General features: G+C 70.7%; 26 protein-coding genes. 13 read left to right on the plus strand and 13 right to left on the minus strand.

Features of this window, described 5'->3' with window-relative positions; all coding sequences use genetic code 11:
- Positions 1 to 37: 37 nt before the first annotated feature.
- Both BIU90_RS05575 and BIU90_RS05580 read right to left on the minus strand, forming a co-directional pair.
- Entirely contained in the window at positions 38 to 1,396 is a 1,359-nt protein-coding gene (locus BIU90_RS05575) for a 6-phospho-beta-glucosidase (protein WP_071299260.1), read from the minus strand.
- Entirely contained in the window at positions 1,393 to 2,172 is a 780-nt protein-coding gene (locus BIU90_RS05580; RefSeq protein ID WP_071299362.1) for a DeoR/GlpR family DNA-binding transcription regulator, read from the minus strand. Before BIU90_RS05580 ends, BIU90_RS05575 begins: the two co-directional genes overlap by 4 nt.
- A gap of 199 nt (positions 2,173 to 2,371) precedes the next feature.
- On the opposite strand from BIU90_RS05580, the gene BIU90_RS05585 reads away from it, so the two are divergent.
- From BIU90_RS05585 to BIU90_RS05610, 6 genes are all read left to right on the plus strand, one after another.
- Positions 2,372 to 3,325, plus strand: a complete 954-nt coding sequence (locus tag BIU90_RS05585) for a carbohydrate kinase family protein (protein ID WP_071299261.1) — start codon at positions 2,372 to 2,374, stop codon at positions 3,323 to 3,325.
- 66 nt (positions 3,326 to 3,391) lie between these two features.
- The gene (locus BIU90_RS05590) at positions 3,392 to 4,750 is read left to right on the plus strand and encodes an extracellular solute-binding protein (RefSeq protein ID WP_071299262.1); all 1,359 of its coding nucleotides are present in this window, start codon (positions 3,392 to 3,394) and stop codon (positions 4,748 to 4,750) included.
- A 10-nt stretch (positions 4,751 to 4,760) separates the two neighbouring features.
- A complete protein-coding gene (locus BIU90_RS05595; protein WP_083403737.1) occupies positions 4,761 to 5,717 on the plus strand; it encodes a carbohydrate ABC transporter permease in 957 nt (318 codons plus the stop codon).
- A complete protein-coding gene (locus BIU90_RS05600) occupies positions 5,714 to 6,538 on the plus strand; it encodes a carbohydrate ABC transporter permease (protein WP_071299263.1) in 825 nt (274 codons plus the stop codon). Before BIU90_RS05595 ends, BIU90_RS05600 begins: the two co-directional genes overlap by 4 nt.
- 97 nt (positions 6,539 to 6,635) lie before the next feature.
- Complete coding sequence (locus tag BIU90_RS05605) at positions 6,636 to 7,673, plus strand: phosphotransferase enzyme family protein (protein ID WP_071299264.1); 1,038 nt, start codon at positions 6,636 to 6,638, stop codon at positions 7,671 to 7,673.
- A gap of 57 nt (positions 7,674 to 7,730) precedes the next feature.
- Positions 7,731 to 8,174 (plus strand): hypothetical protein, encoded by a 444-nt coding sequence (locus BIU90_RS05610; RefSeq protein ID WP_139195130.1) that lies wholly within the window; start codon positions 7,731 to 7,733, stop codon positions 8,172 to 8,174.
- Here BIU90_RS05610 and BIU90_RS05615 read toward each other — a convergent pair.
- Positions 8,171 to 8,941: an SDR family NAD(P)-dependent oxidoreductase gene (locus BIU90_RS05615; RefSeq protein WP_071299266.1), complete on the minus strand. Its 771-nt coding sequence runs from the start codon at positions 8,939 to 8,941 to the stop codon at positions 8,171 to 8,173. The genes BIU90_RS05610 and BIU90_RS05615 overlap by 4 nt on opposite strands.
- A 69-nt stretch (positions 8,942 to 9,010) precedes the next feature.
- On the opposite strand from BIU90_RS05615, the gene BIU90_RS05620 reads away from it, so the two are divergent.
- Entirely contained in the window at positions 9,011 to 9,664 is a 654-nt protein-coding gene (locus tag BIU90_RS05620) for a TetR family transcriptional regulator (RefSeq protein ID WP_071299267.1), read from the plus strand.
- Here the strand turns inward: BIU90_RS05620 and BIU90_RS05625 are convergent.
- Complete coding sequence (locus BIU90_RS05625) at positions 9,597 to 10,484, minus strand: helix-turn-helix domain-containing protein (protein WP_254786952.1); 888 nt, start codon at positions 10,482 to 10,484, stop codon at positions 9,597 to 9,599. The genes BIU90_RS05620 and BIU90_RS05625 overlap by 68 nt on opposite strands.
- A 113-nt stretch (positions 10,485 to 10,597) precedes the next feature.
- Here BIU90_RS05625 and melA point away from each other — a divergent pair, with 113 nt between their 5' ends.
- From melA to BIU90_RS05645, 4 genes are all read left to right on the plus strand, one after another.
- Complete coding sequence (gene melA, locus BIU90_RS05630) at positions 10,598 to 12,022, plus strand: alpha-galactosidase (protein WP_071299268.1); 1,425 nt, start codon at positions 10,598 to 10,600, stop codon at positions 12,020 to 12,022.
- An 83-nt stretch (positions 12,023 to 12,105) separates the two neighbouring features.
- The gene (locus BIU90_RS05635) at positions 12,106 to 13,410 is read left to right on the plus strand and encodes an ABC transporter substrate-binding protein (RefSeq protein WP_254786953.1); all 1,305 of its coding nucleotides are present in this window, start codon (positions 12,106 to 12,108) and stop codon (positions 13,408 to 13,410) included.
- A complete protein-coding gene (locus BIU90_RS05640; protein ID WP_071299269.1) occupies positions 13,394 to 14,350 on the plus strand; it encodes a carbohydrate ABC transporter permease in 957 nt (318 codons plus the stop codon). The genes BIU90_RS05635 and BIU90_RS05640 overlap by 17 nt, the downstream gene beginning before the upstream one ends.
- Positions 14,350 to 15,222: a carbohydrate ABC transporter permease gene (locus BIU90_RS05645; RefSeq protein WP_254786954.1), complete on the plus strand. Its 873-nt coding sequence runs from the start codon at positions 14,350 to 14,352 to the stop codon at positions 15,220 to 15,222. Before BIU90_RS05640 ends, BIU90_RS05645 begins: the two co-directional genes overlap by 1 nt.
- 16 nt (positions 15,223 to 15,238) lie before the next feature.
- Here BIU90_RS05645 and BIU90_RS05650 read toward each other — a convergent pair whose 3' ends face one another.
- The 6 genes from BIU90_RS05650 to BIU90_RS05675 form a co-directional block, all read right to left on the minus strand.
- Positions 15,239 to 16,081, minus strand: coding sequence for a hypothetical protein (locus tag BIU90_RS05650; RefSeq protein ID WP_071299271.1), 843 nt, complete (start codon positions 16,079 to 16,081; stop codon positions 15,239 to 15,241).
- Positions 16,078 to 16,896 carry a heavy metal-binding domain-containing protein gene (locus BIU90_RS05655; RefSeq protein ID WP_071299272.1) on the minus strand — a complete coding sequence of 273 codons (819 nt, stop codon included), beginning with the start codon at positions 16,894 to 16,896 and terminating at the stop codon, positions 16,078 to 16,080. The genes BIU90_RS05650 and BIU90_RS05655 overlap by 4 nt, the downstream gene beginning before the upstream one ends.
- 24 nt (positions 16,897 to 16,920) lie before the next feature.
- On the minus strand, positions 16,921 to 17,964 hold the full coding sequence (locus BIU90_RS05660) for a heavy metal-binding domain-containing protein (protein ID WP_139195131.1): 1,044 nt from the start codon (positions 17,962 to 17,964) through the stop codon (positions 16,921 to 16,923).
- A gap of 292 nt (positions 17,965 to 18,256) precedes the next feature.
- On the minus strand, positions 18,257 to 18,661 hold the full coding sequence (locus BIU90_RS05665; RefSeq protein ID WP_139195132.1) for a hypothetical protein: 405 nt from the start codon (positions 18,659 to 18,661) through the stop codon (positions 18,257 to 18,259).
- 102 nt (positions 18,662 to 18,763) lie between these two features.
- On the minus strand, positions 18,764 to 19,588 hold the full coding sequence (locus tag BIU90_RS05670; RefSeq protein ID WP_071299275.1) for a hypothetical protein: 825 nt from the start codon (positions 19,586 to 19,588) through the stop codon (positions 18,764 to 18,766).
- Positions 19,589 to 19,707: 119 nt separating this feature from the next.
- Positions 19,708 to 19,962 (minus strand): hypothetical protein, encoded by a 255-nt coding sequence (locus BIU90_RS05675; RefSeq protein ID WP_139195133.1) that lies wholly within the window; start codon positions 19,960 to 19,962, stop codon positions 19,708 to 19,710.
- Positions 19,963 to 20,033: 71 nt separating this feature from the next.
- On the opposite strand from BIU90_RS05675, the gene BIU90_RS05680 reads away from it, so the two are divergent.
- Positions 20,034 to 20,246: a hypothetical protein gene (locus tag BIU90_RS05680; protein ID WP_071299277.1), complete on the plus strand. Its 213-nt coding sequence runs from the start codon at positions 20,034 to 20,036 to the stop codon at positions 20,244 to 20,246.
- Positions 20,247 to 20,344: 98 nt separating this feature from the next.
- Here the strand turns inward: BIU90_RS05680 and BIU90_RS05685 are convergent, their stop codons facing one another.
- A complete protein-coding gene (locus BIU90_RS05685) occupies positions 20,345 to 21,238 on the minus strand; it encodes an NAD-dependent epimerase/dehydratase family protein (RefSeq protein WP_071299278.1) in 894 nt (297 codons plus the stop codon).
- 107 nt (positions 21,239 to 21,345) lie between these two features.
- Positions 21,346 to 21,870, minus strand: a complete 525-nt coding sequence (locus BIU90_RS05690) for an ATP-binding protein (protein WP_071299279.1) — start codon at positions 21,868 to 21,870, stop codon at positions 21,346 to 21,348.
- A 343-nt stretch (positions 21,871 to 22,213) separates the two neighbouring features.
- On the opposite strand from BIU90_RS05690, the gene katG reads away from it, so the two are divergent.
- The gene (gene katG, locus BIU90_RS05695) at positions 22,214 to 24,583 is read left to right on the plus strand and encodes a catalase/peroxidase HPI (protein WP_217640899.1); all 2,370 of its coding nucleotides are present in this window, start codon (positions 22,214 to 22,216) and stop codon (positions 24,581 to 24,583) included.
- Between the two features lie 75 nt (positions 24,584 to 24,658).
- Here the strand turns inward: katG and BIU90_RS05700 are convergent, their stop codons facing one another.
- Positions 24,659 to 25,396 carry an alpha/beta hydrolase gene (locus tag BIU90_RS05700; RefSeq protein WP_071299280.1) on the minus strand — a complete coding sequence of 246 codons (738 nt, stop codon included), beginning with the start codon at positions 25,394 to 25,396 and terminating at the stop codon, positions 24,659 to 24,661.
- Between the last annotated feature and the right edge of the window lie 70 nt (positions 25,397 to 25,466).

The raw sequence follows: 25,466 nt of genomic DNA on the forward strand, positions 1-25,466 counted from the left end.
CCGGTGCCAGCTGGCACCGGCCCTCCAGTCCGTCTCGCTACTTGGTGAGGACCGCCGCCACCTCGGGGATGCGGTCGACGTAGCCGCGCACCAGGTCGCGGGCGACGCTGACGCTGTCGACCAGGGGGTGCAGCGCGAACGCCTTGAGGGCCTCGTCCTTCGACCCGGTGAGCGCCGCCGCGATGGTGTGGCGCTCGACGGCCTTGACCTGGGACATCAGCCCGATCTGGTGCAGGTCCGGCTGGTCGGTCGTCATCGGGTGCACGCCGTTCGCGTCCACCATCGTCGGGACCTCGACCACGGCATCGCGCGGGAGCCCGGCGATCGTGCCGTTGTTCCGCACGTTGAGGATCATCGTCTGACGCTCGTTGCGGCTGATCGCGGCCATGACGCCCAGCGCCACCCCCGCGTAGCCCTGGTGCGACGGGTCGGTCTCGCGCTCCTTCGGGTCGAGCGGTTCGTCCTGCGTGCCGCCCTTCGCCTCGGCCATGTACGACGCGCTGCGCCGCTCGACGGTCTCGCGCCAGAGCTCGGCCACGCCGTTGCCCGCGGCGCTCGCCCGGTCGTAGAACGCGGACTGGCTCTCGGCGAGGAAGTCGCCGCGCGTCTTGCCGGACCCGACGATCGAGCGCACGGCGTCACGGTTGAAGTAGTAGTAGAACAGGTACTCGTTCGGGATCGAGCCGAGCGAGCGGATCCAGTCGAGGCCGAAGACGTGCCCCTCCTCCATCGCTCCCAGTCGCTCGTCGTCCGCCATCAGCTCGGGCAGGACGTCGCGGCCGTCGTACATCACCCGGCGCATCCAGCCCAGGTGGTTCAGGCCGACGTAGTCCATCTGCACGCGGGTGTGGTCGAGCCCGAGCATGCCGGCGACCCGACGCCCGAGTCCCGACGGGGTGTCGCAGATGCCGAGGACCCGGTCGCCCAGGACCGTCTGCATGGCCTCGGTGATGATGCCCGCGGGGTTGGTGAAGTTCATCACGTAGGCGTTCGGAGCCAGGTCGCGGATGACCTTCGCCGCCTCGACCATGACGGGCACGGTGCGGATGGCGTACGCGAGCCCGCCGGGGCCGGTGGTCTCCTGCCCGAGCACGTTCAGGTCGAGGGCGACGTGTTCGTCGCAGCGACGTCCTTCGAGGCCACCGACGCGGAGCGCTGCGAACACGTAGTCGCTGCCCTCGACCGCACGGTGCAGGTCGGTGGTGGGCTTGAGGACCGGCGCGTCGGGGAAGTCGGCGGCGAGCTCGGTGAGGATCGCGACCATGGCGTGCAGCCGGTCCTCGTCCACGTCGTACAGTGCGACCTCGTCCACCCGCGGCGACCCGGTGTCGCGGAGCAGTGCCTGGTACACGTACGGCGTGCGGAACCCGCCGCCTCCGAGGATGCAGAGCTTCATGTCGTGATGACCTCTCCGCCGGCGTTCCGGCTGTGTGCGAGTGTTTCGTCGGGGGCGCCGGTCGTGGTGATGACCACGTCGACGTCGGTCAGGGAGCAGAGCCGGAGGGCACCGCTGCCGGGGAACTTGGCCTCGGACGCCAGCAGGACGACGCGCTCGGCAGCGGCGATCATCGACTGCTTGATCGGGGCCTCCACCGCCATGTTGTCCACCACGTGTCCGTTGGCCCGGACGCCGGTGCACGACAGGAAGAGCAGGTCCGCGCTGACGTGCTCGAGCGCTGCCTCGGCCAACGACCCGACGAGCGTGCGGTAGTTGCGGCGGACGACGCCGCCGAGCAGCACGAGCCGGACGGCCTCGTCGTCGCGCAGCACGTCGAACACGGCGAGGTTGGTCGTGATCACGGTGATGTCGCGCCCCCGCAGGAGCTCGGCGATCTGCGGCGTCGTCGTGCCGATGTCGAGGATGACGACCTGGCCGTCCTGCACCATCGCCGCGGCCGCCACCGCCATCCGCCGCTTCAGGTCGAGGTCGCCGGCGGCCTCGAACGGGGTCTCGATCGGTTCGCCGTCGTCGCCGTCCTGCGCGGTCTGCCGGGGCGCGAGCACGGCACCGCCCCAGGTCCGCACGAGTTCGCCGTTGCGGTCGAGCATCTCGAGGTCACGGCGGATCGTCGCGGCGCTGACGGAGAGTGCGTCGGCGAGCTCCTGCACCGAGGCGGCACCGTCGGCCCGCAGCGCCTTGATGATGCGGTTCTGCCGCTCTCGCAGGATCATGGCGCCACTGTAGCCGAACTCGCGCACACTCACGCAAGATCGCGCATCCAAATCGTGATCTGGAGCAGACTTAACAAATCTGGTGCAATCGAGTAACGTCCTCGCAACACCAAGCACGCAGGCTTGAGCATCACCAGCGGATCCGTCCCGGAATGCGCACGACCTGCGCAGGCACGATCCGCAATGACGAGGAGCCGCCGTGACCGACGCAGAACCGACCGCCCTGCTGTTCGCCGGGGACGTCTTCTGCGACCTGGTGTTCGCCGGCGTCACCGCTCCGGAACAGGGAGCGGAGGTCTTCGCCGACGCGTTCACCGTCACGCCCGGCGGTGTCGCGAACCGCGCGGTCGCAGCTGCTCGTGCCGGTGCCCCGACGCGCCTGCTGAGCCGACTCGGGGACGACGTCCTGGGCCAGCACGTGTACCGCACCCTCACCGCCGAGCCGCTGCTCGACACCACCCTGCTCGCGGTCGTGCCCGGACACCAGAGCTCGGTGTCCGTCGCACTCACCGGCCCCGAGGACCGCAGCTTCATCACCTACGAGGAACACCTCGACGCCCTGACCGTGCCCGACGACCTCGGGCCGATCGCCGCCACCCACGTCGGCATCGCCCACGAGCTGCCCGCCTGGGTCGCCGAACTCCGTGCTGCCGGAACCACAGTGGTCGGCGGCGTCGGCTGGGACCACACCGGCGCGTGGTCCGGCGGCGTGCTGGACCGGCTCGCCGAGGTCGACGTCTTCGTGCCGAACGACGTCGAGGCGATGCGGTACACGCGCACCGACTCGGCCCTCGACGCCGCGAAGGCCCTGGCCGAACGGGTCCCGCTGGCCGTCGTCACCCGCGGTGGCGACGGGGTCGTGGCCGTCGACTCGGCGAACGGCACGGTCGTCACTGCGCCGACGATCCGCGTCGACGTGGTCGACCCGACCGGAGCGGGCGACGTCTTCGTCGCGTCGTTCATGGCCGGTGGTCTGCGCGGCTGGGACCTCGAGACCCGCCTGCGGTTCGCCGCGGCGAGCGCCGCCTACGCGGTCACCGGTCTCGGTGGTGCCGCGAGCGCTCCGCATCCGGAACAGCTCCGTGCGTTCCTCGGGCGCACGGACGCCCCGGGCGACTGGTCGTTCCTGGACGCCGACGCCCTCACCCACTGACTGTCCCACCCCGCCCCCACCCGAAGCACCCGAAGCCCGAAGCCCGACTCGAAGGACTGGTCCACCATGAAGCACTCCCGCAAGGCGACGATGGTCATCGGCGTCGCCGCAGCCCTGGCCCTCGGGCTGACCGCGTGCACGCCCGGCGGATCGGCCGCTCCTGCCGCGTCCCAGAGCCTGGGGCCGGTCTCGAAGGACGTCGGGTCCGGCAAGACCACCCTGACGGTGTGGGACCAGAACACCGACACCGGCATCAACGACGCGCAGCAGGCCCTGAACGACGCGTTCGAGAAGGCGCACCCGAACATCACGATCAAGCGGGTCTCGCGCTCGTTCGCCGACCTGAAGACGACGCTGAAGCTCGCCCTGTCCGGGGACAACCCGCCGGACGTGGTGCAGGCGAACCAGGGCTACCCGGACATGGGAGCGTTCGTGAAGGCCGGGTTCCTGCGGCCGGTGGACGACTACGCGAAGCTCTACGGCTGGAACGACTACTACCCGTCGAGCCTGTTGAAGCTCAACTCGTTCTCCAGCGACGGGAAGACCTGGCAGGGGGACGACCTGTACGGCGTCTCGCAGACCGGTGAGCTCGTGGGGCTCTACTACAACAAGTCCGTGCTGCAGAAGGCGGGCATCGACGCCCCGCCGAAGACCGTTGCCGAGCTGACCGCGGACATGCAGCAGGTGAAGTCCTCCGGGGCGCTGCCGCTGAGCTACGGCGACGTCGAGAAGAGCCCGGGCATCCACCTGTACGGCCTGGTGCTCTCCGCCCTGGCCGGGCACGACGCGGTGAACGACCTGGTCGCTGGCAAGTCCGGCAGCTGGACCGGCGACGAGGAGGTCCAGGCGGCGAAGACGATCACCGACTGGGTCGACAAGGGCTACGTCACCCAGGGTGCGAACGGCGTCTCGCGGGACGACGCCGTGGCCGCGTTCGGCAAGGGCGAGTCGGCGTTCCTGATCACGGGCACCTGGTACCTGGCGACCCTCGAGGCGGCGTCGAGCGCGAAGGACATCGGGTTCACGGCGCTGACCCCGTCGGGGGCGTCGAGCCCGGTGACGATGGGTGGTGAGGGTCTGGCGTGGGCCATCACCTCGAAGACGAAGAACGCGGACGCCGCGGCTGCGTACGTGGACTTCGTGACGAACGCGAAGGCGGCCGAGACGCTGGTCGCCAAGGGCAACCTGCCGACGGTGGTGCCGGACGACGACACCCCCGCTGCCGGGACGATCGCGGCCGACGTCACCAGCAACTACAAGACGATCTCGTCGTCGAACAGCATCACGCCGTACCTGGACTACGCCACCCCGACGTTCTACGACACGATCACCGCGGCGATGCAGGACCTGGTGGCCGGCAAGGCGACCCCGGAGCAGTACACGAAGACGCTCCAGGACGACTACGCCGGCTTCGTGAAGAAGTAGCGAGGACCTCGTGACCCAGTTCACCGGGACCACGGCGGGCGCTGCCGACCGCAGCGCCCGCCGGGGGCGGACCCGCACGACGACCGGCGGCGTCCGGAAGCGTCGGCGCAGCCTCGTCGCCTACCTCTACGTCCTGCCGGCGTTCGTCGTGTTCGCCGTGTTCCTCGGGGTGCCGTTCCTGCAGAGCATCCAGTACTCGTTCTACGACTGGGACGGCCTGTCCGCGGCGACCTGGGCGGGGTTCTCGAACTACGTCGGCGTGTTCACGGACACGCAGCTGCGGGCCTCGTTCGGTCACGCGCTGGTGCTCATGGTGTTCTACGCCGCGGTGCCGGTCGTCGTGGCGCTGTTCCTGACGGTGCTCATCTCGCGGGCGAACGGGCTGCGCGGCATGTCGTTCTTCCGCACGGTGCTGTTCCTTCCGCAGGTGATCGCGTCGGTCGTCGTCGCCACCATCTGGGTGTCGATCTACTCGGCCGACGGGCTCCTCAACGACGGGCTGCGGCTGGTCGGGCTCGGGCAGTTCGCGCAGGTGTGGCTCGGCGGGTACGACACGGCGCTGCCGGCGATCGGGTTCGTCGGCACCTGGTTGAACGTCGGGCTCTGCCTGGTGCTGTTCCTGTCCGGTGTGGGCAACATCCACCCCAGCCTGTTCGAGGCCGCCCGCATCGACGGGGCCGGCGCCGTGCGCGAGTTCTTCTCGATCACGCTGCCGTCGCTCCGCGGGCAGATCGCTGCGGCGCTGACGCTCACCGTGGTGTCGGCGTTGAAGACCTTCGACCTGGTCTACGTCACCACGAGCGGCGGCCCGGGGAACTCGACGTCGGTGCCGGCGTTCGAGGCCTACAACCGGGCGTTCCAGACCGGGCAGGTGGGATCGGCCGCCGCGGTCGCGGTGTCGCTGACCGTCGTCATCATGATCGTCACGGCCCTGATCAGCCGTCTGCAGCCGAAGGACGTCGCATGAGGATCTCCCTCCGCGAGAAGACCGTGAACTACGTCATCCTGTCGCTGTTCGCCCTGTTCGCGATCATCCCGCTCATCGGGGTGCTGCTGTCCTCGGTGACGCCGCCCGCGCAGAACTCCGGCGGCTTCAGCGTCCCGACCCGACTCGACCTCGGCAACTTCGGCGCCGCGTGGAACCAGGGCCACTTCGCCTCGTACATGCTCTCCAGCGTCCTGGTCACGGTCTCGGTGGTCGTGCTGACCACCGTGCTCGCGGTGTTCGCCGGCTTCGCGTTCGCCCGGCTCGACTTCTTCGGCTCGAACGTGCTCTTCTTCGTGATGCTGGCAGGGCTGATGCTCCCCGCCGAGGCGTTCATCATCCCGCTCTACTTCAACCTGCGTTCGGTCGGCCTGACCGACACGTACGCGAGCCTGATCCTGCCGCAGACCGCGCAGTCCCTGGCGTTCGGGATCTTCTGGATGCGCAGCCAGTTCCGCAGCTTCCCCGGCGAGGTCATCGAGGCCGCGCGGCTCGACGGTGCCCGGGACGTCCGACTGCTCTGGCAGGTCATCGTCCCCGCGGCCGTCGCACCGATCATGACGATGGCCCTGCTGATCACGATGTGGACCTGGAACGAGTTCCTGCTCCCCCTCGTGCTCATCACCAGCGAGGACCACCGCACCGCACCGCTGGGTCTGGCGTTCTTCAAGGGCGCGCACCTGACCGACTACTCGCTGCTGTCGGCCGCCGGGGTGATCGTCGCGCTGCCGATCGTCGTCCTGTACTTCTTCCTGCAGAAGCGCTTCATCTCCGGGATGCTCGGCGGGTTCGCCGACCGCTGAGCGCGACCGCGCTGCAGACGGGAGGCCCGGTGCCAGCTGGCAATGGACCTCCCGTCCGGCGGATGCGAACCACAGCCGGACACGGTTGGCTGTGCCCATGGGGATCACGATGCTGTGGGAGACCGTCGACGCGGACCGGGCACTGCGCGACCGGTTCGGGTTCACGAGCGAGCAGGCGGCGGCTGACTGGGCGGTCGCGACCGTCCGGGCGCGATGGGGTGTCCGCGCGACCGGCTGCTCGCGGATCGTGATGAGTGACCGGAACGCGCTCGCCTGGCTCGACACCGATGACGACCCCGTGCTGCTGAAGTGGTGCGTCGAACCGTCGCGCTTCCGGCGGTTGGCGGTCGCCGCCGACGTCGCGGCCTGGCTCGGCGCGCGCGGGCTGCCCGTGTCGGCGCCGGTCCCTGCGGTCGACGGGTCCGTGCAGGTCGACGGGTCCGTGCAGCTCGACGGGTCCGTGCAGCTCGAGGTCGACGGGGTGTCAGCCGGACTGCAGCGGGTCGTCGTCGGCGACCTGCTCGACGTGGCCGACCCGGCCGAGGTCCGTGCCACCGGTGCCGCACTCGCCCGCGTGCACCATGCTCTGGCCGAGTACCCGCGCCCAGCCGACGTCGGCGCGCTGCGACCCGCGCCGCTGCCGCTCGTCGACCAGGTCGCCGGGTGGCTCGACCACGTCCCCGAGCACCTGCCAGCCGAAGCGGTCGACCTGCTGCGCGCCCTGCTCGCCGCTGCCCCGACGGCGTCGATGCCGCTGCAGGTCGTGCACGGTGACGTCCGGTCCGCGAACGTGCTCCTGGCGGACGGTGTCGTGGTCGGCATGCTGGACCTCGAGGAACTGCGCACCGACCACCGCGTCGTCGAGCTGACACGTGCTGCGGTGATGCTCGGCACCCGTTACCGGGACTGGGGTCCGACGCCCGAGGCCGCTCGGCGGACGTTCCTCGACGGGTACACCTCCGTCAGCCCGCTCACCCCGACCGAGGCCGCGTGGTGGGACCTGCTGGTGCTCTGGACGTCCCTGGCACTCGTGCCGCCCGGCGACGACCCGACGCTCTGGCGCGCCGCCGCTGACGAGCAGGTCGCGCGGCTGCGCGAAGGCGGCCCGTCGTGGTCCGCAGACCGCACCGTGTGAGGTTTCGAACGTGCGGGATCGTCCCTCACCGTGGCGGGCGCGCCGAGCGTCCAGGACATGACAGCCCCCACTGCGCGTCCCACGACCCGCACCGCCAGCCCCCTCCCCGCGGGACCCCGTCGGGCCTTCGCGATCCTGGTCGGCCTGACCGTCCTGTTCGTCTTCCTGCAGTCGCTCACCGCCGGGGAGTTCATCTCCGACGGCCTGCCCGAGTCCGCCAAGCAGACCTGGACCGACGTCCACGGCTCCATCGCGTACCCGATCATGGTGTTCGCGCTGGCCGCCGCGGTGGTCGGCTTCACCCGGCTCGGAGCCGCACGCCTCGCGGCCGTGGGAGCCGGGGCGCTCTTCGTCCTGAGCGTCGTGCAGTGGCTGCTCGGACACACGATCACCACGCTCGGCTGGGACTGGGTGACGCCCTGGCACGTGGTGCTGGCCTTCGTGGTCTACGGCGTGGCGGTCTGGCTGTCGGTCCGCACCGCCGCGATGCGACGCGGCTAGACGACGGACCAGCCGCCGTCACTCGGCAGCACCGCGCCGTTGACGTTCGCCGAGTCGTCGCTCAACAGCCAGGTGATGGCAGCGGCGAGCTGCTCCGGCTGCGCGACCGGCGGGATCGTCACCTGCATGACCGGACCGACCCGCGACGCCGCGTACTCGCTGCGCATCGGCGCCTCGATGTTCGTCGCGACGGCTCCCGGCGCCACGGCGTTGGCGCGGATGCCCTGCGGACCGTGGAAGAACGCGACGCTCTTCGTGAACCCGGCGATCGCGTGCTTGGACGCCGTGTAGGCGGCGCCGGCGGCCGAGGCCCGGAGTGCCGCCTCGGAGGCGACGTTCACGACGGCGCCCCGGCCGGCGGCGATCATCAGCGGCAGCACGGCCCGCGTCAGCCGCATCGGGCCGGTGACGTTGACGCTGAAGACGCGCTCCCAGGTGGCGTCGTCGACCTCGCTCGGCGGCAGGAACGCGTCCATGATCCCGGCGACGTTCGCGAGCCCGTCCACGTGTCCGCCCGCGGCGGTGAGCAGCGCGTCGATGGTCGCAGCGTCCGTGACGTCGCCCACGACGGTCTCGACCGCGAGTCCGGCGCCGTCGACGAGTTCGGCGCGCAGGGCGTCCAGCCGCTCCGCGACGACGTCCGTCGCGACGACGCGGCCACCCTCGTGGGCGATCCTGGCGGCCGTGGCGCGTCCGATGCCGGATCCTGCTCCGGTGACGATGATGGTCCTGCCGGTGAACCGTCCGGCGGTGCTGCTGTCGCTCATGGGGTCTCCTCACTGAGAGGCGCGCGATGCGCCGAGCACAGTTGTAGCACTCAGTGCCGAAAGGATGCCATGAACCCGATCGAGGACCGTCCGACCGGACGTCCGCGCACGATCGACCCGGACGCGGTGTCGCTCACCGCGCTCCGGCGCTTCGACGAGGACGGGTTCGACGCGGTCTCGATGGACGACGTCGCGGCTGCCGCCGGCATCAGCCGTCGCTCGCTGTTCCGGCTGTTCCCGAGCAAGGCAGCCCTGGTGTGGGGCGGCCTCGACGACTTCGCGGTGCGGTTCACCGACGCCCTGCGCTCCCGACCGGCGGCGGAGCCCTCGGGGCCGGCGCTCCGCGCTGCCTACCGGATCGGGGCCTCGTTCCCGGACGACGCGCTCGAGGTCACCCGGCACCGGCTGCGCGTGATCCGCGCGAACCCCTCGCTCGAACGCGGCGGCGAGGCCACCGTGAACGCGCTGACCGGGGCGATCGTGCAGTTCGTCGCCGAGCGGGACGGTCGCCCCGCCGACGACCTGGTGGTGACGGTGCGTGCCAGTGCAGTGGCAGCGGCCGCCAGTGCCGCGCTGACCTGGTGGGCGGTGCACGGCGAGGGCCGGCCCGCGCAGGCGATCGACCGGGCGCTCGACGTGCTCGGCATCGACCAGGTCAGCCTCGAGCACCCCGGCGCTGCCCCGACCGGTACGCCCCCGGAGCCGTCCCACACGCCCGGGTGAAGTGGGCGTAGAAGCTCGACTGCGACCCGAACCCGGCCGCGTGGGCGATCTCCGCGGTGGTCAGGGACGTCGTCGCGAGCAACCGCTGCGCCTCGGCGACCCGGCACCGGGTGAGGTACTCGACGATGGTGGAGCCGACGTCCTGCCGGAAGACGGTCATCGCGTGGTGCGGGTGCAGGTGTGCGGCAGCGGCGACGTCCGCGACCTCGATCGGGTCCCGGAACCGGTCGACGACGAAGCGGACCATGTCGATGACCCGGTGCATGGCGTCCGCCGTGCCGTGGCCACCGTCCGGTCGCAGGTCGAGCGCGTCGCGGTGGTGGCGCAGGAGCCGCCGGACGAACGCCTGTGCCTCGAGGCCGGCGATGAGCTCGGCACCGTCGTCGGTGAAGTCGTGCTGCCACGACCCGAACATCGACTCGACGTCCCGGCCGGCGGCGGTCGCGGGGACGAGCACCGGACGGTTCAGCAGCAGCGCGCCGAGGTCGTGGTCGGGCAGCCCCCACGCCAGGACCTCGCCGAGCGGGATGTGCGCCCAGAGGAACTCCCCGCCGCCGTCTGCGCCGACTGCGCCGCCCCCGCCCCCGTCCCCGTCCCCGTCCCCGTCCCCGTCCCCGACGAGCTGGTGCGGTGTCCACCCCCAGAACAACGCGACCTCGCCGGCACGGACGGACACGGGCGCCCCGCCGAACCGGTAGTCGAGCCGTCCGTCGAGCACCAGGTTGATCTCGAGGTCGTCGTGCCGGTGCGAGGACAGCATGGTGGGCGCCGGGCCACGGTGGCTCCAGTACGCCGCTTCCATCGTCTCCACGTCGAGCACACCCCGACCCTACGTGCGCACCCCGCACCCGCGCCGGACGGATCGGAGGATCCTGGAACCCCCGCCTCCGAAGCCGGAGGACCGACGGGGGGTGCCCTCCCTAGCGTCGGACCATGACCAAGATCACCATCATCGGCGCCGGCGGCTTCGTCTTCCCCTTCCGTCTCATCGGCGACCTCGTCTCCTTCCCCGCACTGCAGGACGCGACGCTGCACCTCATGGACCTCGACGCGGGCAGGGTCGCCCGCACCGCGAACGCCGCGCGGGAACTCGTCGCGCACCACGGCCTCGGCGTCGAGGTCCTCGAGACCACCGACCGTCGCGCAGCCCTCGACGGCGCCGACGTCGTCATCATCACCTTCCAGGTCGGCGGCGTGGAGTCCTACAGGTGGGACGTCGAGATCCCGCGGCGGTACGGCATCGACCAGGCCGTCGGCGACACCGTCGGCCCGGGCGGGGTCTTCCGCTTCCTGCGGTCCGTGCGCGCCTACGAGGACATCGCCCGCGACGCCCTCGAGCTCTGCCCCGACGCCCAGTTCATCAACTACGCGAACCCGATGGCGATGGCCACCGCGTTCCTCAACGCCAAGGGCCTCCGCACCGTGGGGCTCTGCCACAGCGTGCAGGGCACCACGCGGATGCTCGCCCGCACCCTCGACGTGCCCTACGACGAGGTCGAGTACGTCAGCGCCGGCATCAACCACCAGGCCTGGATCCTCGAGTTCAAGCGACGGAACGGCGAGGACCTCTACCCGCGCCTGCGCGAGGTGATGACCGCGAAGCACCAGCGCGGCGTCGCGGCGTCCGACCTGCACGACGACGACGGCGACCACAGCGAGGCAGCCGCGGCGGCGAGCAACTACGAGGGCGGCAACGAGCAGGTCCGCACGCAGCTGATGCGATCGTTCGGCTACTTCGAGACCGAGTCGAGCCACCACGCCAGCGAGTACGTGCCCTGGTTCCGGAAGGACCCGGAGACCGTCCTGGAGTACATCCCGGAACGCTGGGACTACTACGAGATCTGCCTGGCCCACGACGAGCAGGGTGACGTCGACCAGCAGCTCGAGCGACTCAAGGCCGACCTGACCCCGAGCGTCGAGTACGGCGCGTCGATCGTCAACGCGATCGTCACGGGGGTCCCGGCAGTGGTCTACGGCAACGTCCCGAACGCCACCGGCGTGATCAGCAACCTGCCCTCGGACGCCTGCGTCGAGGTCGCGTGTCTGGCCGACGGCAACGGGGTCGTCCCGACGTCGTTCGGGGAGCTCCCGCCGCAGCTCGCCGCGATCAACCGGACGAACACGAACGTGCAGACGCTCGCGGTCCGCGCGGCGCTCACGGGGAACGTCGAGCACGTGCACCACGCCGTCGCGCTCGACCCGCTGACCGCGGCACACCTGACGCTCGACCGCATCGCCGCGATGACCGACGAGCTCCTGCACGCGCACGCGGCGCTGCTGCCCGAGTCCCTCCGCCCGGCGACGGCGGCTCCCGCCGCGCAGGACGCCGACCGGGAGGCCCGACCCGCCCTGGTCTGACGAGTCGCGCCCGGCCGGTGGTCACCACCCCGGCCGGGCGCACCACACCGGTCCACGCCATCGAGCACGCAAAGGAGCGCGCCATGTCGACCACCCCACCACACCAACTCGCGAGACGAGGGTTCCTCGCCCTCGCCGGCATCACGCTGACGGGCGCACTCGCCGCCTGCGCCGGACAGGGCACCGCCGCGTCCGGCGGGACGAAGCACATCCGGCTGTCAACCTGGAACATCCCGACCGACATCACGAGCTACCAGTCGATCGCCGACGAGTTCGTCGCGGCACACCCCGGCACGAGCGTCGCGGTCGAGGTCACCACGGGGCAGTTCCACCAGTGGTTCATCACCCGACTCGCCGCCGACCTCGCGCCGGACGTCATCCGGATCACCCCGCAGCAGATCGGCCGGTACGCCGCGAACGGCAGCCTCGTCGACATCTCCGGGTCGATCCCGGCGGACTACCGGAAGGACTACAGCGACCCGTTCTGGGCGATCGGCGCACGCGGGGACGGCATCTACGGCGTCTTCCAGCACACCGACAACTTCATCACCTACTACAACCGCGAGGTGATGGCGAGGATCGGCGTGACGCCGCCGGAGCGCCTCGAGGACGCCTGGACCTGGTCCGAGTTCCTCGACGTCGCGAAGGAGGTCAAGCGGGTCACCGGGAAGTACGCCTTCGGCTACGGGTGGTCCGCACCGGAGACCGCGTACCGCTGGCTGCCGATCGTCTACCAGAACGGCGGCTCGTTCCTCGGCGAGGACGGCCTGACCCCGTCGATGGACTCCGACGAGGCGATCGAGGCCCTCGCCTTCGGCCGCAAGTGGTACGCCGACGGGCTGGCCACCACCGGCAACATCGCGAAGAGCGGCGGCGGCGACGTCTCCCGGAACCTGTTCCTGACCGGGCAGATCGGCATGATGCTCAACAACCCCGAGTCGATCATGCAGCTCGACACCGACATGCAGGACAACTGGGGCACCGCGCCGATGATCCGGAACTCGGGCGAGGCGAGCGACCTCGGCGGCAACGCGCTCGCCGTCACGAAGTCGTCGAAGCACCCGGAACTCGCGGCCGAGCTCGTCGCGATGATCACCTCCCGCAGCAAGATGCGGCAGTTCTGCCACGACGGCAACTGGCTACCCGCCAGGAAGTCCCTCGACGCCGCCGACATCGGCTACGCCGCGAACACCGACACGATGCAGCGGTTCATCGACCAGGGCACCACGATCCCGCTCGCGATGGTGAAGGCCGAGAGCGGGCAGTACTTCTCGTCGTTGAACGCCGTGTTCGCCGACTACCTCGACCTCTGCCTGCTCGGTCAGCTGAGCCCCAAGGAGGCCTCGGCCCAGATGATGGAGGCGATGCGCAGTGTCACTGCGAACTGAGACAGCACCCGCGCGGACGACGTCCGCCGGCCCCGCGACCGGCGGGGTCGCCACCGGCGGAGCACCGCGCCGACGCAAGGGGCGCTTCGTCCCCTACGTGTTCATCGGTCCGGCCGCGCTCCTCTTCCTCGGGTTCTCGCTCATCCCGATCGTCACCGCGATCGCGCTGAGCTTCCAGGACTCCAGCACGTCCCTCGGCGACGGCACGTGGGTCGGGGCGGAGAACTTCGTCGACATGGGCTCCGACCCGCTGATCGGCACCGCACTCCGGAACACCCTCGTCTTCACGATCGGCACCGTCCCGACGGCGATGGCCATCGGCTTGACCCTCGCGGTCGCCCTCAACCGGCCGCTCCCGGGCCGCTCGGTGTTCCGCGCGCTGTTCTTCGTCCCGATGGTCGCCGCCGGCGTCGTCGTGGGCGTGATCATGTCGTGGATCTTCAACGGGGACTACGGCGTCGTGAACAACCTGCTCGAGTCCCTCGGGCTCGGACGTGTCCCGTGGCTGACGGCTCCGGGATGGGCGATGGCGACGCTCGTCATCGTGGTCGTGTGGACCCGGATCGGGTTCTGCATGGTCATCTACCTCGGCGCGCTGCAGTCGGTGCCGGCCGAGCTGAAGGAGGCCGCCGCGATCGACGGGGCCTCACGGTGGGTCCGCTTCCGGACGATCACGTGGCCGCTCCTCCGACCGACGACGTCGATCCTCCTCATCCTCAACGTGGTGTTCTCCCTGCAGGCGTTCGACGTCATCTACGTGATGACCGGCGGCGGCCCCGGGTTCTCCACCACGGTCCTCATCCAGTACGTGTTCCGGTCCGCGTTCATCGACGCACGCATGGGGTACGCGGCGGCGCTCGGGCTGGTGCTCGTGGCGATCCTGCTCGTCTTCACCCTGTTGCGGCAGCGGGCCAACAAGAAGGCAGAGGAGGCCATCTGATGGCACTGTCCGTTGCGGAGGCGACCCGAGCCTCCCGTCCGGGTCGACGTCCGGTGAAGCCGGGTCGCTGGGTCCTCGTCGCCGCGCTCACCGCGCTCGCGATCCTCATGGTGTTCCCGCTCTACTGGATGCTCGTGTCGGCACTGACGCCCGGCGGGCAGTCGCAGAGCGGCACCTTCTACCTGTTCCCGGCGCACCCGTCGTTCGACAACTACGCGCAGGTCTTCAGCACCCAGCCGGTGTGGCGGTGGCTCGGCAACTCGGCGCTCATCACGAGCGTCGGCACCGCGCTGAGCGTCGTCGTGTCCCTGATGGCCGGGTACGCCCTCGCCAAGTTCCGGTTCATGGGCCGCGGGCTGCTGTACTCGGCGTTCCTCGTCACGATCATGATCCCGATCCAGGTCACCCTCGTGCCGAGCTTCCTGGTGATCGCGAAGATCGGGCTCGTCGACTCCCCGTGGGCCGTCATCCTGCCGACGGTGTTCGACGTCGTCGGCATCTTCATCGCGCGCCAGTTCATGCTCGGGGTGCCCGACGCCCTGATGGAGGCCGCGCGACTGGACGGCGCCGGCGAGTTCCAGACGTTCTTCCGGGTGGTGCTGCCCTCGTGCGGGCCCCTGGTCGGCGTGCTCGTGATCCTGGGGTTCATGACCCGGTGGAACGACTTCCTCTGGCCGCTCGTCGTGCTGCAGGGCAACGAGAACCTGACCGTCCCCGTCGCGCTGTCCACCCTGACGAACAACCCCGCGTTCAGCTCGCCGTGGGGTGCCGTGATGGCGATCGCCACCGTCACCGTGCTGCCCCTGCTGGTCGTGTTCCTCGCGTTCCAGCGCCAGTTCGTCCAGGGGATCGCCTCCACCGGGATCAAGTGACCGGGCCGGTGCGCGGTCAGCGCAGCTCGAGGCCCGGGTCCGCGGCTCGGAACCGGTCCGCCAGGAACCGCCCGTTCACGACGACCTCGGACGCGTTCCGCTCGACGGCCGCATCGCGCATCGCCCGGGCAGCGGTCTCGAGCACCCCCAGCTGCCGTTGCAGTGCCTCGAGCGGCGTGGACCCGTCGGACAGCCGGTGGGTCGCCGCCCAGTCCCCCGGCAGCGCCGCGTACGCCCGGAGCGTGTCCGGCAGGTAGACGGTCGCGGTGCGCGTGACGACGACCTCGGCGTCGCTCGCCAGGTCACCGGCGACGCGCGTCAGCGCGTCGGTGAGCAGGTCCACGATGCGGCGCACGGTGGTCGCGGCGTCGGCCGGGAGGAGCGTGGCGGCCGCCGCCGACAGCGCGGCCAGGCCGCCGTGGACGTCCGCCTCCGTGACACGGAACGCGTCGACGGAACGGATGCCGAGCCTCCCGAGCGATGCGGCGACCGCCGCCGTGTCGCCGGCTGCATCCGCCGCGAGCGCCGCGACCTCGCCGGCGAACAGGCCCAGCCAGGTCCCGAGGGGTGGGTGCCGCCTGGCGATGGTGACCCCGCCGGAGACCTGCGCGGCCTCGGTGACGAGTCGTCGGCCGTCGAGCTGCAGGCTGAGCGTCTCACTCGCCCCCGTGAGCCGGACCGCGCGGACGGCGCCCGGTCGACCGGCCAGGCGGTCGCCGAGGGACCGGCTGCGGTCGACCTCGAGGACCTGGTCGACCACGGCCGGGGGCAGGGCCCGTCCCGCAGCCGCGGCGAGGCCGTCGAGCAGGGCCTGCGGGTCGTCGCCGGCGTCGAGCGGTGCGGTCGGTCCGTCGGTCATCGATCGGTGAGGGGCAGGACGAGCGTGGGCGTCTCGATGACGTGGTCCGGCCGCAGGGAGCGCACGGCGGTGCCGATGGCGAAGAACTCCGTCGTGTGCCCACCCCAGCGGTGCGGGAGCGACAGGAGCTGCACGCCGACGATGCCCTCCGCGTCCAGCTGCTCGGCCTCGGTCTGCATCCGTCCCATCGCGAGCTCCCGCGCGTCGTAGAGCGCCTCGGTGTACTGCGGGATCTCGGTGTTCATCCCGATGGTCGTCATCGACGCCATCATGCCGCGGTGGGCGATGTGGTAGACGCACGTGCCCATCGTCAGGCCGAGCGGCGCGTAGCCCGCCTGGATCAGCGTCCAGAAGTCCTGCCCCGACAGGTCGGACGTGAACGGCAGCCGCTTCGTGTTCCGCCACGTCCCCGTGGGCGGCGGGGCATCCGCGACGACGGCAGTGCCCACGGCGATGAACTCGGCGAGGTCGTTCCCGTACTCCTTGAACTCGATCTCGAGCCGGACCCCGACGATGCCGTCCGCACCGAGCCGGTCGGCCTCCGCCTCCATCCGGGTCATCGCGAGCTCGCGTGCCTGGTACATCGCCTGGCTGAGCTTGTCGAGCTCCATGTTCTTGGTCCAGCGCCCGGTCTGGATGCCCACGTGGTAGACGCTCGAGCCCAGGACGAGGCCGACCGGGCGGAAGCCCGCCTGGCGGACGAGCAGGAACTCGTTCACAGACAGGTCCGAGGTGAAGAGCCGTCCCGCACCGTCGGCGAGCCGGGCGCTGGCGTCCGCGGGGAGCGGCACGCTGCCGAGGTCTGGGGTGCTCATGGTCGGGCCTCTCGTGAGTCGGGTTCAGCGGTGCCGGGCGGCCGAGCGGACGCCGGGGTCGGTCAGCGGGATGACGGACGTGACGCCGCGCCGTGCGGTGGACTGCGCGGAGCGGCCCCGGAACGCGTGCATCGGTCCGGGGGCGATCGCTGTGCCGATGAACAGCGCCTCGGCGTGCAGGTCGGACTCGTCCCCGCACGAGGTCTCGAACTCGCCGACCGAGCTGTCGGTGACCACCAGGTCCGAGGCGCCGAGCCTGCCCGCGCGGTTGGTGAGCTGCTGGCGGGCGTCGTCCCGGGCGGCCTCCAGCAGGTGGGTGAGGCCGTCGACCTCGGTGTTGCCCGACCACGTCGAGCGCTGCTGCTTGAGGAGCGCGTCCTCGTGCTTCGTCGACACCGAGAGTCCGAGCGCCATGCCCCGGGGGACGTAGCCGGACTGCAGCAGGGCCGTGGTGTGTTCGGCGGAGAAGCCCGCGGTCCACGGGCCTCCGGCTCGGTGTCCCGATGCTCCCGTTCGCGGGCCTGGTGCTCCGGCTCGCGGGCTGATGGACGTGTCGAGGGTCCGGACGGCGGTGCCGGTGGCGGTGAACTCCCAGATCTGCCCCTCGAGACGGCGGCGGCGGACCTGCACCCCGACCACACCGTCCGCGGCGAGCAGCCCGGCCTCGGCGAGCATCCGGTCGTGTGCGCCGTGCCACGCCTGCGCGAAGGCCTGCACGTAGGAGCCGAAGCCCGCGTTCCGCCCGCCACTGCCACCCGTGGTGAGCACCGGCGTGGTCCAGCCCCCGAGGATCCCGCTGCCGAAGCCGCTGCCACCGGGCCCCGTGGCACCGCCGAAGCCGTAGTTGTACCCGAGCGGGGACGCCATCGCCCAGATGCCACAGCCGCCGCCGGTCCAGCCGAGCTGCACGACGAGGGACCCGAAGACCTCGCCGACGGGCTGCAGGGCGACGGAGGCGATCGCAGCGGCGCCCGGTGCGGACAGCAGGGAGCCGGCGACACCGCTCTCGCGCTGGCGCGCGGCACGGGCGTGTGCGGCGGGCGGGAGTCCGTCGGACCACGTCGTCATGCGCACCACCCCCGGGAGCCGTCGTGCGTCGGGATGCCGCACGTCGATCAGCTTGGCACTCGGGAGGTCGGGTCCGGCGGTGGCTGTCGACAGTCTCAGTCCGCGGTGCCGTGTCCTCGCGGTTGCGGGCTCGGAGCACTCGGTCGCCGGCCTCGAGCCATCAGATGCCGGTGCTCATCGGTCGAGGACTCTGAGCCCCTGGCGGAACACCCACCGCCACGCCCAGGATGCACGAGGAGGCCGCATCCTGCGCGCAGAGCGATGCACGCCGCCGGCAGCCTGACCGAACGGCTCAGTTCGGCTGTGCAGCGAGATGGACGACGGTCGCAGCGATGGCGAACAGGGCGACGATGGTGACGACTGCCCCTGCTCCAGACGACCACGCGCGGCGACGGGCACGCCGGCGGCGTTCAGCAACCGAGGCCCAGAGAACCAAGCTGACGACGGCCGCGATCGGGAAGCCGACGGAGGCGACCGATCCGGCGGCCTCGTTGCACCCCCCGCCACCGCACGCGTCGAAGGCGAACATCGCGAACACGACGCCGATCCAGCCGACCACGAGCGTCGGCAGGCTCAGTCCGAACAACGTCAGCGTGACGGCGAGGTCTCCCCAGCCCGCAGAAGGCTTGACGGAGTGCCTGTGACGATCGGGAGCCCCGAGGGGAACGAGCTCCTCATCGTCGTCGTCCTGCCTCATGGCTACAAGTGTGCCGTGGAGCCCCGTGTCCCGTTGGATCGGCTCGGGCGATGGGTGCGGATGCGTGTGCGGCTGCGGTTGAGCGGGCGGTCGCGCCCCCGACTAGGGCTTCGCCCCGTTCCCGAACGACCCGTGCAGTGTCGTCCCGGCGAACGCCGTTCCGTCGATCACCGCGTGTACCCGCGCGAGCGTGGCGTCGTCCGCCGGCGAGACACCGATCGTCAGCGAGCCGTAGTCGACGCGCATCGTCTGCGGGATGCTCGCCTCGAGTCCGGTCACGCCAGGGGTGGCGGCGAGCGTCGCCAGTCCGGACGCGACACCGAGGGCGGTCTCGTCAGGGATCCGCTGGTCGAACGTGCCTGCGTAGGTGACGGTGGACAGGACGTGCCCCGGCCCGGCCGGCACCTGCAGCGTGAGGGTGACACCGGTCCAGGCGATCCGCTCCGCCATCGCGACCGGAACCGCGGACGCTTCCGACGGGGTCGCGTCCGGGTCCATCGTGACCACGAAGGCGCTCGAGAAGGAGTGCGTCTCGGTCGCGCCGGCCGGGGGTGTGGGACGAGCCGAGGGCGTGGGCACCGGCGGGAGCCCGGGGTCGTCCGGGGAGACACCGCCGATCGGCGGCGGTGCGCCCGGGCCGGCGTCGCGGTTGTCCCATGCGTCGAGACCAGGGGGTGTGACGTCGGTTCCGTCCGCGGCGGTGTAGCGCTGGTGCAGCTCGACCCGGTTCGTCGCGCTCGCGACGCCGGGGCTCGCCTGCACGGTGCGGAGCGCGTCGTCGAGTGTGGACGCGACCTGCGGGTCCAGCTGTGGGACCGCCGCCGTCGTGGCGGAGGAGGCCGCGCCTCCCGGACCGGCTGCGCACCCCGTGACCGAGACGAGCGTGATCACGAGGGCTGCGGTGACGGCGGCGGTTCGCTGGAGCATCTTCCGACCGTAGGGGCACAGCCGACTCGACGCATCGACCGTTCGGCACAGGTCGCGTGAGACGGTGCTCGACCTGACGCAACCGAATCCGGACGAGCATTCACTCGATGGGCGATGGGCTACTGAGACGGTCCGCCGTCTGTCGCTCGAGCGCTCAGAACGCCCTCTACGATCCAGCACGCCAGGCCCACCACGATCAGAGTGCCACCGATCCAGATCGCGGCGACACCCCCGGCTTCGACGTTGCCGGCGATCACCGAACCACCAGTGAGTACGAAGAACAACCCGACACCACCGATGACCGCGCTGAGCATCTTGGGCCGAGGTGAACCTTTCGCCTGGGTGATGCCGAGGAGATCGAGAACGCGTCTCATGCGGCGAGCGTACGGCGTGCGACAGCCTCGTGATCGATCGGCCGACAAGACGCCGAGCACAGAGTCGGGCAATGAGTTCCTTGACCTTCTTCTGGGTTGCCGTCGCGACTCTCGTCGTGTCCACGGCGCTCTTGATCGGCGGCTTCGTCGCGGCGTTGCGAGCAGGACTCATCGGTCGGGACGACGCATGGAAGACGCCACCGGCTCGCCGATGGTTCGTGTCCGGGTTCGTGATGCTCGGAGTCACCGCCCTCCTTCTCGCAGGCTTCCTCTTCCTGCTCTGACAGAGCAGCTCAAGCGCAGCGTGCGTCACGCTGCCCGCTCGACCATCGGCTCCCGGTCCAGAGCGGGAGTGGCTCGGTAGAGAAGTTGTCTGTACGCGTCAGGGATGTCGAGGAATTCGGAGGTCTCGCCATGTGAAGCCGCCTCGTGGTGGGAGTGCTGCCCGGATGTGATCGCTGTCGAAGTGGGCCTTCGGTGCCAGGTCGTCGGGCAGTTCGCCGGCGGGCTGCGCCGCATCCGTGACGCCCTCGGCGAGCATCCGCACCTGTGCCTTGGCGACGAGCGGAACCCGCATCGTCCACTCGGTGACCTGCGCGAGCACCCGGTGCGCCCACACCGGCGCCGGGAACACCCGCACCGGCCGGCCGACCACGCCGGCGACGCGGCGGACGGCCTCGCTGAGCAGCAGCGCCTCGCCGCCGCGGACCGCGACGGTCCTGCGTGAGAGGCGTCCCTCCAGCGCGCCGACCAGCACGTCCACGATTTCAGCGACCGGGATCGGGCTGATCGTCTTCTCGCGGAGACCGACGGAAGCGAACAGCGGCACGGTCTGCACGGTGTGGCTGAGATGGTCGACGAGGTGGTCACCGTGGCCGTAGATCATGCCGGCCTTGAGCACGGTGTAGTCCAGCCCGGAGGCGCGGACCATCTCCTCCGCAGCCCACTTCGTCTCGTGGTACGGGGACCCGGTGCCCGGTCGTGCCCGCAGGAAGCTCAGGAGGACGACTCGCTGCACCCCTGCCCGGTGCGCTGCTTCGAGCACGGCGGCGGTCCCGCGGATGTGCACGCGCTCGAACGACTGGTCACCGATCTCGCGGTTGATGCCCGCGCAGTGCGCCACGGTGTCGACGCCCGCGAACGACTTGGCGAGCGCGTCGACGTCGTCGATCTCGATCCCCGTCCGCCGAGACACGATCACCACGTCCTCGGGGTCGTACCGCTCCGCGAGATGCCGTCCGACGAAGCCGGTCCCGCCCGTGATCGCAACCCGCATGTGTCGTTCTCCCCCCAGGGACGCTGCGCGTCCCTGAGTCGAACTCTAGAACGTCCGGGACCGTCCGATGGCGCCCCGCATCGGGCGGCGTCCCGGGAGCGGATGCTCTACCGAACCGTCGCGGCCTCGATTGCCTGGACGGTGGCAGCGATGGTCACCGGGTCACTCGTGGAGGCCGCGTCGACGACCAACGGATCTTCGTCAGCGGGTGCCTCGAAGCTGGCGCCGTGTTCTTCGAGCACCGCGTCGGTGACGTCGGGTCTTTCCGGATCGGTCCTGTTGGCCAGGACCCGCTGCCGCTGCAACTCCCGATCGACCTGCACCCACACGAGCACGAACGGGGCACCCGCCGCTGATGCTGTCGTGCGCCACTCATCACGGATGAAACGCGGTGATCCGGTGTCGTCGACGACGACGTGGCTGCCGTCGGCAAGGAGCGCGCGGGCACGCTCGTGAGCGATCCGATTGGTGGCCGCCCACTCCTCCGACGGAATGCCCTGCCCACCGTGCAGACCACGCTCCTCGTTGATCTGGTCCAGACTCAGCAGCTCGGCCGGCAACGCGTCGGACATCCCAGCAGCCAACGTGCTCTTCCCCGAGAACGACAGTCCACACGTCAGCACCAGCGCCATGCGTCGGACCCTACCGAGATGGAGCGGCTCGTCGTCGAGGCAACGTCAAGGCCACTGCCTGGCCGCTTCGATCGCGCCCGATGGCCAGTGCACGTGAACACGCAGAGGTCGGTGACCCCGCCATGCTCCCCGCCGAACGCACCGCTGGGCCGGATGTTCGAGTTTTCGAGTCACCGGGCGCACTCTGCGGACAGTTCTCCCAGGGCGTGCGCGAACGCTGGACTCGGACGCGTCGCCACGGGGCACCTGACGCGCCACACCGCATGACCGTCATCACGGACGATCGTCCCCGGGGACGACCGTCACCACGGACGACGGTCATCAGGGACGACAAGGAGCAGCAGTGACCGATCACCGCACCGCCGACACCAACGGGACCTCCACCGGAGGATCCCCCACCACGCCGACCGATCCGGACGGCACGAACACCTGCAGTTTCCACATGGGGGGCTCCCTGCCGGCGGGTGGTGACCACCTCGGCGGCGCGTTCGGGCAGTCCCCCACGCTGTCCGACTGGTACCCGCAGCGCCTCCGCGTGGAGCTGCTGCACCGCAACGGCGTCGACGCGGACCCGCTGGGCGCCGACTTCGACTACGCCGCGGCGTTCGCGCAGATCGACCTCGAGGAGCTCAAGGCCGACATCAAGCGCCTGCTGACCACCTCGGTCGACTGGTGGCCCGCTGACTACGGCAACTACGGCCCGCAGATGATCCGGATGGCGTGGCACGCGGCCGGCACCTACCGGATCGCGGACGGCCGGGGCGGCGCGGGGACCGCCATGCAGCGGTTCGCGCCGATCGGCAGCTGGTGGGACAACGGCAACACGGACAAGTCCCGTCGCCTGCTGCAGCCGATCAAGCACGAGTACGGCAACGCGCTGAGCTGGGCGGACCTGATGGTGCTCACGGGCAACTGCTCGCTCGAGCTGATGGGCCTGCCGACGTACGGGTTCGGCGGCGGTCGACTCGACGCGTGGGAGCCGGACGACGGCACGTGGTGGGGCCCGGAGGTGTGGAACCCGCACGAGGCGCACCAGGGCGACGACATGGTGAACCGGGACGAGCGGTGGACCGGGCAGAACGGCGACGCCGACTACGACCTGCAGAGCCCGCTCGCAGCGTCGCACCAGGCACTCATCTACGTGAACCCCGAGGGCCCGTACGCCAACGGTGACCCGATGGGGTCGGCGCGGGACATCCGGATCACGTTCTCGCGGATGGCGATGAACGACGAGGAGACCGTCGCACTGATCGCGGGTGGCCACGCCTTCGGCAAGAGCCACGGGCAGGTCCACGCGTCGGACATCGGCCCGTCGCCCGAGCTCGCCCCGATCGAGTCGATGGGCCTCGGCTGGCACAACCCCGTCGGCACCGGCAACGCCGAGTACACGTCGACGAACGGCATCGAGGGCAGCTGGACCCCGAACCCGACCCAGTGGGACAACGCGTACCTGGAGAACCTGTTCCGCTACGACTTCGAGCAGACGAAGAGCCCGGCCGGAGCCCTGCAGTGGACGCCGACCGACCCGGACGCGCCGAAGACCCCGGACGCGCACGTGCCCGGGCAGATGAACCCGCTCATGATGATGACCTCGGACATCGCGCTCAAGGTCGACCCGGCCTACCGCGAGGTGTGTGAGCGCTTCCTGGCGGACTTCGACCTGTTCACGACGGCGTTCTCCAAGGCCTGGTACAAACTCACGCACCGTGACATGGGGCCGAAGTACCGCTACCTCGGCCCGGAGGTCACCATCGCGGACGACCTGCTCTGGCAGGACCCCCTCCCCGACACCGAGGGCGCACTCCTGGACGACGCGGACGTCACCGCGCTCAAGCAGGCGGTCCTGGCGACCGGGCAGAGCGTCTCCGACCTGGTCTTCACCGCGTTCTCGGCCGCGTCGACGTACCGCGACAGCGACAAGCGCGGCGGGGCGAACGGCGGCCGGATCGCCCTCGCGCCGCAGAAGGACTGGGCCGTCAACCGGCGGACCGTCCCCGTGGTCGAGGCACTGCGCGGCGTGCAGGAGGACTTCGCACGGACCTCGGGCAAGCACGTCTCGCTTGCGGACCTCGTCGTCCTCGCCGGCAGCACGGCGGTCGAACAGGCCGCCCGGGCCGCCGGCACGGAGACGACGGTGCCGTTCACCCCCGGCCGCGTCGACACCACGCAGGAGCTCACCGACATCGAGATGTTCGAGTGGCTGCGTCCGGTCGCGGACGGCTTCCGGAACTTCGTCTCCGAGCGCTTCACCGACTTCGCCCCCGGCGTCGCACCCGAGGCCGTCTTCCTGGACAAGGCGAACCTGCTCACCCTGACGGCACCCGAGTGGACGGTCCTGACCGGTGGGCTCCGCGTGCTCGGGGCGAACTGGGACGGCTCGGACACGGGTGTGTTCACCGACCGGGTCGGCGTGCTGAGCACCGACTGGTTCACGCACCTGACGGACACCGACGTGGTGTGGACGAAGACCGACGACACCGAGTCGACCTTCACGGGATCGGTCCAGGCGACCGGCGAGCACCGCTGGACCGCTTCGCACGCGGACCTGGTGTTCGGGTCGAACGCGCAGCTCCGCAGCATCGTCGACGTCTACGCGGGCAGCGACGGCCACGAGCGCTTCGTCGCCGACTTCGTCCGCGTCTGGGACAAGCTCATGATGCTCGACCGGTACGACGTCAAGGGCCACCGCCGGTACGGACTGATGGCCGCCTGATCCGTCCCCACTGACGGACGGGAGGTCCGGTGCCAGCTGGCACCGGGCCTCCAGTCGGTCAGGCGGTCTCGTCCGTCAGACGGCCGTGAAGGCCGCGATCGCGTCGACCACCAGGTCGGGTCGCGTGATGAACGGGTGGTGGCCGGTCGGCACGTCGACGGAGCGCGTCGCGCGCGCCGCGTGCGAGCGCTGCAGGCCGGTCGTGGTGCTGCGGTCCTCGGTGCAGACCAGGTACGTCGAGTCGACGCCCTGCCACCCGGCGGTCGTGGTGGGCGTCGCGAACGCACCGACGCCCTGCGGGGTGACACGACTCCAGGCCGCGCGCTGCGTCGCGTCGTCGGCGTCCTGCAGGAAGCGCGCGCCGAAGGAGACCGCGTCGTACCCGGTGACCCCGATGACGCCGGGAGCGACCTCGGCGACGGCGACCGGGTCGGGCTCGTCGGCCATGATGCCGCCCTGCGGGACCCCGACATCGGGCAGGTAGGACGACACGTACAGCAGGTGTTCCACTGCGGGGTGGTGACCGGCCTCGGCGATGACGGTGCCGCCGTAGGAGTGCCCGACGACGATCGCCTGGTCGACACGGTCGAGCGCCCGTCGGAGCGCCGCGGCGTCCTCGACGAGTCCGGCGCCCCTGACCTCGCCGGGCGTCGTGGACTCGCTGGCCCGACCGCCCTGACCGCCCTCTCCGCACGACGGCAGGGCCAGCGCGCTGCTCCGGATGCCGGTGCGCTCGCGCAGCAGGTCGGCGGCGGGCTGCCACCACCAGGCGCCGTCCCGCACCAGGGCTCCGTGCACGAAGATGACGTCCATGGTTCCTCCTGGATCGACGACGGTCTCCGATCCACGGTACATGTAGTGATCGTTACGTGAAACGGCGACG

Source organism: Curtobacterium sp. MCBA15_001 (assembly GCF_001864835.1).
Lineage (GTDB): Bacteria > Actinomycetota > Actinomycetes > Actinomycetales > Microbacteriaceae > Curtobacterium.

Excerpts from the sequence above, each read along its gene's own strand:
- BIU90_RS05575 (WP_071299260.1), bottom strand. The coding sequence starts at position 1,396 with ATGAAGCTCTGCATCCTCGGAGGCGGCGGGTTCCGCACGCCGTACGTG.
- BIU90_RS05580 (WP_071299362.1), bottom strand. The coding sequence starts at position 2,172 with ATGATCCTGCGAGAGCGGCAGAACCGCATCATCAAGGCGCTGCGGGCC.
- BIU90_RS05590 (WP_071299262.1), top strand. The coding sequence starts at position 3,392 with ATGAAGCACTCCCGCAAGGCGACGATGGTCATCGGCGTCGCCGCAGCC.
- BIU90_RS05600 (WP_071299263.1), top strand. The coding sequence starts at position 5,714 with ATGAGGATCTCCCTCCGCGAGAAGACCGTGAACTACGTCATCCTGTCG.
- BIU90_RS05605 (WP_071299264.1), top strand. The coding sequence starts at position 6,636 with ATGGGGATCACGATGCTGTGGGAGACCGTCGACGCGGACCGGGCACTG.
- BIU90_RS05610 (WP_139195130.1), top strand. The coding sequence starts at position 7,731 with ATGACAGCCCCCACTGCGCGTCCCACGACCCGCACCGCCAGCCCCCTC.
- BIU90_RS05615 (WP_071299266.1), bottom strand. The coding sequence starts at position 8,941 with ATGAGCGACAGCAGCACCGCCGGACGGTTCACCGGCAGGACCATCATC.
- BIU90_RS05620 (WP_071299267.1), top strand. The coding sequence starts at position 9,011 with ATGAACCCGATCGAGGACCGTCCGACCGGACGTCCGCGCACGATCGAC.
- melA (WP_071299268.1), top strand. The coding sequence starts at position 10,598 with ATGACCAAGATCACCATCATCGGCGCCGGCGGCTTCGTCTTCCCCTTC.
- BIU90_RS05635 (WP_254786953.1), top strand. The coding sequence starts at position 12,106 with ATGTCGACCACCCCACCACACCAACTCGCGAGACGAGGGTTCCTCGCC.
- BIU90_RS05645 (WP_254786954.1), top strand. The coding sequence starts at position 14,350 with ATGGCACTGTCCGTTGCGGAGGCGACCCGAGCCTCCCGTCCGGGTCGA.
- BIU90_RS05650 (WP_071299271.1), bottom strand. The coding sequence starts at position 16,081 with ATGACCGACGGACCGACCGCACCGCTCGACGCCGGCGACGACCCGCAG.
- BIU90_RS05655 (WP_071299272.1), bottom strand. The coding sequence starts at position 16,896 with ATGAGCACCCCAGACCTCGGCAGCGTGCCGCTCCCCGCGGACGCCAGC.
- BIU90_RS05660 (WP_139195131.1), bottom strand. The coding sequence starts at position 17,964 with ATGACGACGTGGTCCGACGGACTCCCGCCCGCCGCACACGCCCGTGCC.
- BIU90_RS05665 (WP_139195132.1), bottom strand. The coding sequence starts at position 18,661 with ATGAGGCAGGACGACGACGATGAGGAGCTCGTTCCCCTCGGGGCTCCC.
- BIU90_RS05670 (WP_071299275.1), bottom strand. The coding sequence starts at position 19,588 with ATGCTCCAGCGAACCGCCGCCGTCACCGCAGCCCTCGTGATCACGCTC.
- BIU90_RS05675 (WP_139195133.1), bottom strand. The coding sequence starts at position 19,962 with ATGAGACGCGTTCTCGATCTCCTCGGCATCACCCAGGCGAAAGGTTCA.
- BIU90_RS05680 (WP_071299277.1), top strand. The coding sequence starts at position 20,034 with ATGAGTTCCTTGACCTTCTTCTGGGTTGCCGTCGCGACTCTCGTCGTG.
- BIU90_RS05685 (WP_071299278.1), bottom strand. The coding sequence starts at position 21,238 with ATGCGGGTTGCGATCACGGGCGGGACCGGCTTCGTCGGACGGCATCTC.
- BIU90_RS05690 (WP_071299279.1), bottom strand. The coding sequence starts at position 21,870 with ATGGCGCTGGTGCTGACGTGTGGACTGTCGTTCTCGGGGAAGAGCACG.
- BIU90_RS05700 (WP_071299280.1), bottom strand. The coding sequence starts at position 25,396 with ATGGACGTCATCTTCGTGCACGGAGCCCTGGTGCGGGACGGCGCCTGG.